The 8,248-nt window shown below is 47.3% G+C and carries 7 protein-coding genes; all 7 read left to right on the top strand.

Going from position 1 to position 8,248, the window contains the following annotated elements:
- On the top strand, nucleotides 1-1,338 hold a 1,338-nt coding region (gene tssI, locus LGZ99_RS22590; RefSeq protein ID WP_262979649.1), incomplete at its 5' end, for a type VI secretion system tip protein TssI/VgrG.
- Nucleotides 1,339-1,340: 2 nt separating this feature from the next.
- Nucleotides 1,341-2,699 (top strand): VRR-NUC domain-containing protein, encoded by a 1,359-nt coding sequence (locus tag LGZ99_RS22585; protein ID WP_036841620.1) that lies wholly within the window; start codon nucleotides 1,341-1,343, stop codon nucleotides 2,697-2,699.
- A 15-nt stretch (nucleotides 2,700-2,714) separates the two neighbouring features.
- Nucleotides 2,715-3,860: a DUF3396 domain-containing protein gene (locus LGZ99_RS22580; RefSeq protein ID WP_036841623.1), complete on the top strand. Its 1,146-nt coding sequence runs from the start codon at nucleotides 2,715-2,717 to the stop codon at nucleotides 3,858-3,860.
- 3 nt (nucleotides 3,861-3,863) lie between these two features.
- Nucleotides 3,864-4,226 (top strand): hypothetical protein, encoded by a 363-nt coding sequence (locus tag LGZ99_RS22575; protein WP_262979648.1) that lies wholly within the window; start codon nucleotides 3,864-3,866, stop codon nucleotides 4,224-4,226.
- Nucleotides 4,111-5,256: a DUF3396 domain-containing protein gene (locus LGZ99_RS22570; RefSeq protein WP_262979647.1), complete on the top strand. Its 1,146-nt coding sequence runs from the start codon at nucleotides 4,111-4,113 to the stop codon at nucleotides 5,254-5,256. The genes LGZ99_RS22575 and LGZ99_RS22570 overlap by 116 nt, the downstream gene beginning before the upstream one ends.
- Nucleotides 5,257-5,259: 3 nt before the next feature.
- Nucleotides 5,260-7,071: a hypothetical protein gene (locus LGZ99_RS22565; protein WP_262979646.1), complete on the top strand. Its 1,812-nt coding sequence runs from the start codon at nucleotides 5,260-5,262 to the stop codon at nucleotides 7,069-7,071.
- Nucleotides 7,068-8,027 (top strand): hypothetical protein, encoded by a 960-nt coding sequence (locus LGZ99_RS22560; RefSeq protein ID WP_262979645.1) that lies wholly within the window; start codon nucleotides 7,068-7,070, stop codon nucleotides 8,025-8,027. The genes LGZ99_RS22565 and LGZ99_RS22560 overlap by 4 nt, the downstream gene beginning before the upstream one ends.
- Nucleotides 8,028-8,248: the final 221 nt, after the last annotated feature.

Here is an 8,248-nt window from a genome sequence, read left to right as displayed (position 1 = left end):
CCATTTACCCAGTACCGGCTGGAAGCTTTACGTGCCGGCAGCAAATCAGGGCAAGCGGACAGTAACTGTATTCGATTAATGCCGGGCAGGATCTTCACATTAACCCACCACCCGATTGACGCCATGAACGACCGCTGGCAAGTCGTCTCTTCCCAACATAAAGGGCATGTGCCCGCCGTTTTGGGTGATGGCGGAGCCGGCACGACCCTCAACTCACAGACCCGGTTTATTCCCGGCCGCAACGATTGGCGTCCGCCCTACCGCTATAAACCCCTGGCCGACGGCGATGAAGTCGCCACGGTTGTCGGGCCGGGCACGGAAGAAATTTATGTGAATAAAGAGGGGGCGGTTCGCGTTCACTTCCACTGGAACCGTTACGACGCGCCTGACGACCAGGCCTCCTGCTGGGTACGGGTAGCACAAGGCTGGAATGGCAACGGATTTGGCTTTCTGGCCACACCGCGAGTCGGCCAGGAAGTGATTATCGCCTATCTCAACGGCGATATTGACCGCCCCATTATTACCGGATGTACCTATAATGCACTTAACCGTCCGCCGCTGAATTTGCCTGAGGAAAAGACCCGCACCACGTTCAGAACCAAGACCCATAAAGGTCATGGCTTTAACGAATTGCGTTTTGAGGATGAAAACGGCAGCGAGGAAGTATTTATTCATGCTCAACGGGATATGAAGACGCAGGTTCTCAGGGATAAAACCACACAGATAAACCATGACCAGAAAACAGAAGTCAAACATAACCGCACCACCATTATTAAAAACGATGATGATGAGGCTGTGCAGGGCTTCCAGACGCTTGAAGTCAGTCAAAATCAAACGGTGACCATTAAAGGTCAGCAAGCCATTTCAATTGGTAAAAGCCATCAATTTAACGTCACCGATAACCAGCAAATTGCCGTGGGTAAACATATCACTGTGCACTCGGAAAGCGGGCAAATCACTATTGGGAACGCGGGCGGGCAGATAGTCATTGACCCAATGGGAAATATCCGTATCGAAGGTGTCAGTATCACAATGTCTGACCATATCACCGGCAAGAAATCCGCCGATGCGCTGTTTGACTATTCAGCACGCTATACCCTGCGAAGTGAGCAAAGCGGTAAGCCGCTGGTGAATACCCTTTATACCATCACCACCGCCGACGGGCAGGTCCTCTCCGGTAAAACCGACGCGCTAGGCAGAACCGTGACCGTACAGAGTGAGGTTGAAGAAAATCTGCAACTGAATTCACCGGAAGCCCCACCGAAACCGAAGCAAACCTTATATCAGGCCAGTGATAACACACCGGTAGAGCATGTTATGGAATTTACGGAGAAATAAGTATGACAATATCCAACAGCGGCAAGATGTGCCCGGCAGTGACCTCAATTAACTGTACGATGGAAATAGGCATCTTTCCCGCCGATGAAGATCCCTGTTATCTGGCGAGAAAAGCCGAATACGCCCTGCGCCTGCCGGCAATGATTATCACCAAACTGGGGGCTATTCGCTTTCTTAATCAAGTCATTATGAGTGGATTGATTAAGGTTGAGGAACTTAAACATGACTTTTTGTGGCCTTATAAAGCGGAAGTGGTGTTTGCTATCCGAGGGCCTAAAGATGTTCCTTTGCCCATGCTGGTGACCAGTCTGGCCTCTAAACAGCGTTATAGCGGTAATTTACCCCAATCCAGCAATCCATTTGCCCGGCCTTCTGCCGACGATACGAAGAAATTTGGTGTTAAGCGTATTCGGCGGCCCGATATTATTCTGGTTAAAGAGGAAGCTCTCCGCTGGCCGGGTAGAAATGCCACTTACTTTGATGGTTCTGTGCACCCCGATAATCTGAAAATGTTGATTGAAGTGAAATTTCCGGGGGATAAACTTGCCGAAGATCAAGAAATAGATTATATCCAGATTGCGACCGAAGACCGCTTTGGTGTAATGCGTATCAGCGATAATCGCACCGAGGAGCAAAAACAGTACGATGAAGCATGGCGAAAACATTATCAACCCGGTTCCCAGCACTATAAAAATCCCATACCACTGGCCCCACAGCCGCCCGGTTCGCCTCCTGATGAGAAAGCTTTACCCATTCCTCCCGAAGAGGGCGTGCCGGGCACTATTCCACAACCCCTGACAAAAAATCCACCGCTTCTCAGCACTTCCCGCTGGTCGTTTTTACCCAGCTATGAAGACTGGGTTGTCCTCGGGCAGGAGGTGGCCGGGCTGGCTGAAAATGGGTTGAATTATGTCCGCGACAGTACCCGGGAGATCCTTGCCCAGTTTGGTGCCTGGTTCAATCAAGCCGGCAAATGGGTGTGTGAAGAAATTATTGACCCGATAAGCCATCAGGTCAGCTACGCGTTTTCCTGGGTCAGTGAACAAACAGGGAAAATCGTGACCTGGACGGAGAATGAGATAAAAGCTCAGTGGCAGACTGTGCAACAGGGCTCAGATATCACTCTGGAAGAGCTAAAAAACATGAGCTGGATGCAAATATTAAAAGAGGTAGGTGAAGGAATACTGGAAGTGGTTGTGATTGTTGCCGGCGTTGCCGTTGTTATTCTTGTCACCCTTGCCGTTGCTGCTGCACTGATTGCACTGGTGGAAATTTTAGCCGCTGCCGCCTCGGTGAGCGCCGCCGCGTTAGCTGCCGTCCTGGCCATATTGGCGAGTGTGACATTCGCCACTGCCTCATAATTAACGGAGAAAATGATGGAAACTGTAGATTACTTTGCCCAACTGAGATCACAACTGACCTCTTTTCTTTTTATCAATGGCGATGGACTGACCGTTTCCCGCCTGGGGCTCTCGATTACCCTGTTTTTTAAACAGGGCTACACTCAAGAGAAAAAGCAACGCATTCTGGCCTGCTATCGCCGCTTTCGTGAAGAATTTGGCACTCAGCTGCGTTTTCATAGCCATTCACTGAAAGGGTTAAGCAAATATTCACCGGAAAATATTATTAAGATAGAGGAAGGCATTCTCGCCAGGAAAAAAAACCAGCTCTGTGGCTGGGTCGTTAGTAATGCTAAAAATGAAGATGAAGCACCTAATTATCTGATGCGTTACCTGGATTCCGATGAGGATGATGGTGACGATAGTAGCTCCTACCTGAGTCTGGTGCTGCCCTGGGATTATCTGAAAGAACCAGACGGCATGGTTCGTTTTATGGCCTGGCTGGACTTTCTGTGTGAACAGCTCGAACCCGACAGTGGAGACTGTGGCTACTGTCTGGTCCTGCCCAAAGATTACTATGACTACTTTCCCCTGGAGTACCAGTTAGCGCAACGCTACCCCGCCTTGCAAGTGAACTCCGCAGTGCATACAGCCAAATTACAGTATGGTCATTCCATCCGAGGGATGAACTGGATCACCCTGCTGTCTAAACGCTTTGTAGGACGTCTGGGTGGGGAACACTGGATACGTAAAACACTGGCTCGTTACCCGGATGTGGTCATTAGTCCTTACTCCAATGGTCTGATGATACGAGTGGGTAAATACCCAGATCTGACCCCGCTGCCGGGCAGTGTTCCGGAGAGTTATTTTGCTATTAACCAGTTGATACGTCCGATACGAGTGATCCCCCGTGAAGGTCATTCTCTGCATTTTTATGGGGAGGGTCATTTTAATTCAACTTCTACCTTGGCTTGGTATGCCCGCTATGACCGTGGCCCTTTGCATGTAACTCCGGTGAGAACCGGCGAACCAATGCTTGTCAGCGGATTCTGGCGCACCGATAGCCAGCCTGACAAACAATATTTCTTTGTTCAGGGCTCGACTGCCTTTGATATTCAGGGCGCAGAGCCGCGGACAACGGTATGGCATCTGATACGAGAAGCAGAAAATAGGAATGAGTAAAGGGTGAGAAGCAAAAAAGAGACGCGGGAAGAAGAGGATGCGCTGGAGTTCCAGTTTTTCAGTGAAATCCTCTCCGGTCTACTCGGCAACCTGCAATCTTCCCTGCTCGGCCAACAGGTTTTGGCAAAACTTGCCGCCAAAGAGTCGGACAGCAACGGGGATGGCAACTTCTGGCGCACCATTACCGGCAGTGTTATCACCGTACTGAATAACGACAAAGTCAAATCACCGATAATTCACGGAGAAAATGATGGAAACTGTAGATTACTTTGCCCAACTGAGATCACAACTGACCTCTTTTCTTTTTATCAATGGCGATGGACTGACCGTTTCCCGCCTGGGTCTTTCAATTACCCTGTTTTTTAAACAGGGCTACACGCTGGAGAAAAAACAGCGCATTCTGGCCTGCTACCGGCGCTTTCGCGAAGAATTTGGTACCCACCTGCGTTTTCACCGTCATGAGCTGAAAGGGTTAAAAAAATATTCACCGGAAAATATTGCCAAAGTGGAAGAAGGTATTCTTAATCAGAAAAAAAACCAGTTTTCTAGTTGGGTGGTCAGTGATGCCAAAAATGAAGATGAGGCACCTAATTATCTGATGTGTTACCTGGATTCCCGAGAAATAAGCGGTGATAACGGCAGTTCTTACCTAAGCCTGACACTTCCTTGGAATTATCTGAAAGAGCAAGAAGGAATGGTTCGCTTTATGACCTGGCTGGATTTTCTGTGTGAACAACTCGAACCGGACAGTGGAGACTGTGGCTATTGTCTGGTCTTACCCAAAGACTACTATGACTACTTTTCTCTGGAGTACCAGTTAGCGCAACGCTACCCCGCCTTGCAAGTGAACTCGGCAGTGCATACAGCCAAATTACAGTATGGTCATTCCATCCGAGGGATGAACTGGATCACCCTGCTGTCTAAACGCTTTGTAGGACGTCTGGGTGGGGAACATTGGATACGTAAAACACTGGCTCGTTACCCGGATGTGGTCATTAGTCCTTACTCCAATGGTCTGATGATACGAGTGGGTAAATACCCAGATCTGACCCCGCTGCCGGGCAGTGTTCCGGAGAGTTATTTTGCTATTAACCAGTTGATACGTCCGATACGAGTGATCCCCCGTGAAGGTCATTCACTGCATTTTTATGGGGCGGGTCATTTTAATTCAACTTCCACCTTGGCTTGGTATGCCCGCTATGACCGTGGCCCTTTGCATGTTACCCCGGTGAGAAGCGGCGAACCAATGCTTGTCAGCGGATTCTGGCGCACCGATAGCCAGCCTGACAAACAATATTTCTTTGTTCAGGGCTCGACTGCCTTTGATATTCAGGGCGCAGAGCCGCGGACAACGGTATGGCATCTGATACGGGAAGCAGAAAATAGGAATGAGTAAAGGGTGAGAAGCAAAAAAGAGACGCGGGAAGAAGAAGACGCGCTGGAATTCCAGTTTTTCAGTGAAATCCTCTCCGGTCTGCTCGGCAATCTGCAATCTTCCCTGCCCGGCCAACAGGTTTTGGCAAAACTTGCCGCCAAAGAGTCGGACAGCAACGGGGATGGCAACTTCTGGCGCACCATTACCGGCAGTATTATCACCGTACTGAATAACGACAAAGTCAAATCACCGATGCTTGCAAGCCAGTTTATTCGCGGCGTCGATAATATTCTGCTGGGCATGGGGACATTTTTGGCAACCGTCTGTGCTGATCCCGGTCAGGCGATTCATCAGGGGGCAAATTACGTCCGGCAACTTCCCCAGAAAGCCATTGACCGGATAACCCAACACTTTGTTCCCGCCCTGCTCTCCACACTGGGCGTGGTAATTGAACCGGATGGCAGAGTGGCGCTCAGTGAACAGAGCTATCAGGAAATGCTTAAACGGCTGGAATCAAAAGCCCATCGTCACCTTCCTGACCCGGCAATGCGGACACAGGCTATTGGGGAGCGAATAATTAACTGGAGCAAACGTCTGGGATCACTCGGCAACAAACCAGTGATAACCCTGCCGGAAGTTAAGACCCTTGCAGACTCGCCGGTTCAGCTTTTTACCTTAGACGGGGCCGGTAAACCGTCCATTGGCTTACTGTTTGACTCCTCACTGACCGGCGTCAGCCTGTTTCTGAATGCTCTCACCCTGGCGGATGTGGCGATGCAGACAGAATATGCCCGCAACAACCCGTTACAGCCCGGACCGTCCTATATGAGCCTACTGCGCTTTAGTACCGCGGTGATTGGTATGAGTGCCGATTTGACCTCTATTGGCTCGACGCTGGCAAGTAAAGTGAATTCCCCGATAGTCAAGGCGCTGATGAGCAACATAAAAGTACCTGCCATCAATGTGGCTGTAGTCAATCAGTTCTCCCGTGTTGCCGGCACTGTCGCAGGCTATTTAGGGGCGCTGGTCTCCTTCTATGATGCCAGTAATGCTTTCAGAGTGGGTAATAACGTAGAAGGTTATAGCCTGGTAGCAATAGGGACAGGTTCTACCATCTTAACAACAGCAGTCCTAATCGGAGCGGCGGCAGGCACCTTCCTGACCGGCGGCGTACTCACTGCAATAGTCGTCGGGGCCAGTTTGCTTATCGGTGGCAGCATTGTCCAGGCCAGCAGTGCTTGGTCAGATTTAGAGAAAGTGCTGAATAACTGTTTTTGGGGAGTAGGAGATAAGTATGCTTTTTGGGGGAAAGGGAGAAGACCTGATATATCTAGACAATTAGAAATAGCAAGAGAAATGGATAATAAAACGCAAAATCATTTTGTTATCGAAAACCAGGAGTTCTTAAATCTCTTTATTCAGCCACAACTAAAGATACACAGGGAATATAGAAAAACAACCTATCGATTTACCTTACCCGCCTTCCAGATGGGAGTTTCAGAAATATACGGACTTTTCGTTAAAGAAAATGAAATATACTACCTCGGTGCACAGGTTATCCCTATCACCATTAACCGTCACCAGTATACACGAGACACTTTTCGTGATACCACATTCAAAGCTGCACGAGAACTGGCTAAGTTAACTCTAAATGGCGATATAGCTACATTGGAAATAGTCACAACAGAAGGGAGAGAAATAAACCCTTATCACAGCAAACTATATTGGTATTACCAGCAGTCAGACAATGTTATCGCTCCTTTGCGCTATCTATGGGGAGAAAAACCCACAGTAGAAAATACAATTAAGGGTAGTTTTGATGGGGAATTTATATGAAGCAGCGATTAAAAAATTTACTCAAAAAATGGTTTACTACCATTCATCCACTACCAACCAAACGGCTAGCCCACTGGGAAAAAGAAATTCTGGCAGCACCACCGGATATTAAGGATGCAGAAACTATTAAGCATGTAGAAATACTAGATCGCCTCAATGATAAGGAGTGCTGGGTTAGAAATACCCAGCGCCGTTCTAGGAGTATTACCCTGATCCCTGTTACATTAGGAATTATTAGTAGTCTTATCCTAAATATTAACGGATTTATAGAAGACCGTAAGAATGATGAAGCAGAAATTTATCGTTGGGTAGCACTGGTAAAGAAGAAGTATGGAGAAGAATTTTATTTGCGCAATGATCTGCCTGATTATATGAAAGACGCCCGTTATATTGGTAACGATAAAAAAATCTCTCTGAGAAAATATCTGCACTATCGCTATACCTTTTATCCAAGTAGTTCCCGGATTCTTAAAATTGATATAGGTTTCCTGTTACTTTACTTACTAATTATTCCTCCTTTCGTATGGGCTGTGTTTTTTTTACGCCGTCAGGCGCCATTAATTATCGATCGTGAACGACAGATTTTTTACACCTGGTATAAAGGCAAAGCCTATGTTGCCCGTTATCCACAATTAGGCATGGGGGAAAAAACTAATATTTTTTATCTCAAAGTCTACGGTCTGGACGAAAACAATAACCTTATCGGACGTGGTTTTATCCCTAACGTCAGCAGTTATACTTTTGCTCTTTTAAGCAGTGGCAATGATAAAGCGCTGGCAGTGGCCTTTATGGTGAAATTCTTATTAAACGGCAAAGAAGCGGTCAGTAAAGTGGATTATAAACGCCGGGGACCCCTTATCTGGTGGAGCAAAGATAAAAGACCCGCGGATTTAAACGCCCAAATTCCGTTGATTTTGGCAGAATTGGATCGCTTAGGTCCCCCTGATGAAGCATAAAATAACCAGCGAGAAAGCACTTAAATACCCATCTGTTCGGATAATGTTATTTTACGTACTGATTTCTTTTCAATTCTCTATTAATGGTTAATAATTTTCGATTAAATGAGATTAACTCTCCTTCTGAAAAGTTTAATTTATTCAGTTAACTCCACCCTTTATATAAAAACTTTAATATCTCTGCATTCGTGATTTTAGATGATTATGCAAGTTAGGTAAAT

The sequence above is a fragment of the Photorhabdus temperata genome, from assembly GCF_025384845.1.
GTDB classification, from domain to species: Bacteria; Pseudomonadota; Gammaproteobacteria; order Enterobacterales; family Enterobacteriaceae; genus Photorhabdus; species Photorhabdus temperata.
Note: the sequence above shows the minus strand (reverse complement) of the source record. Positions and strands in the feature narration are given on the sequence as shown.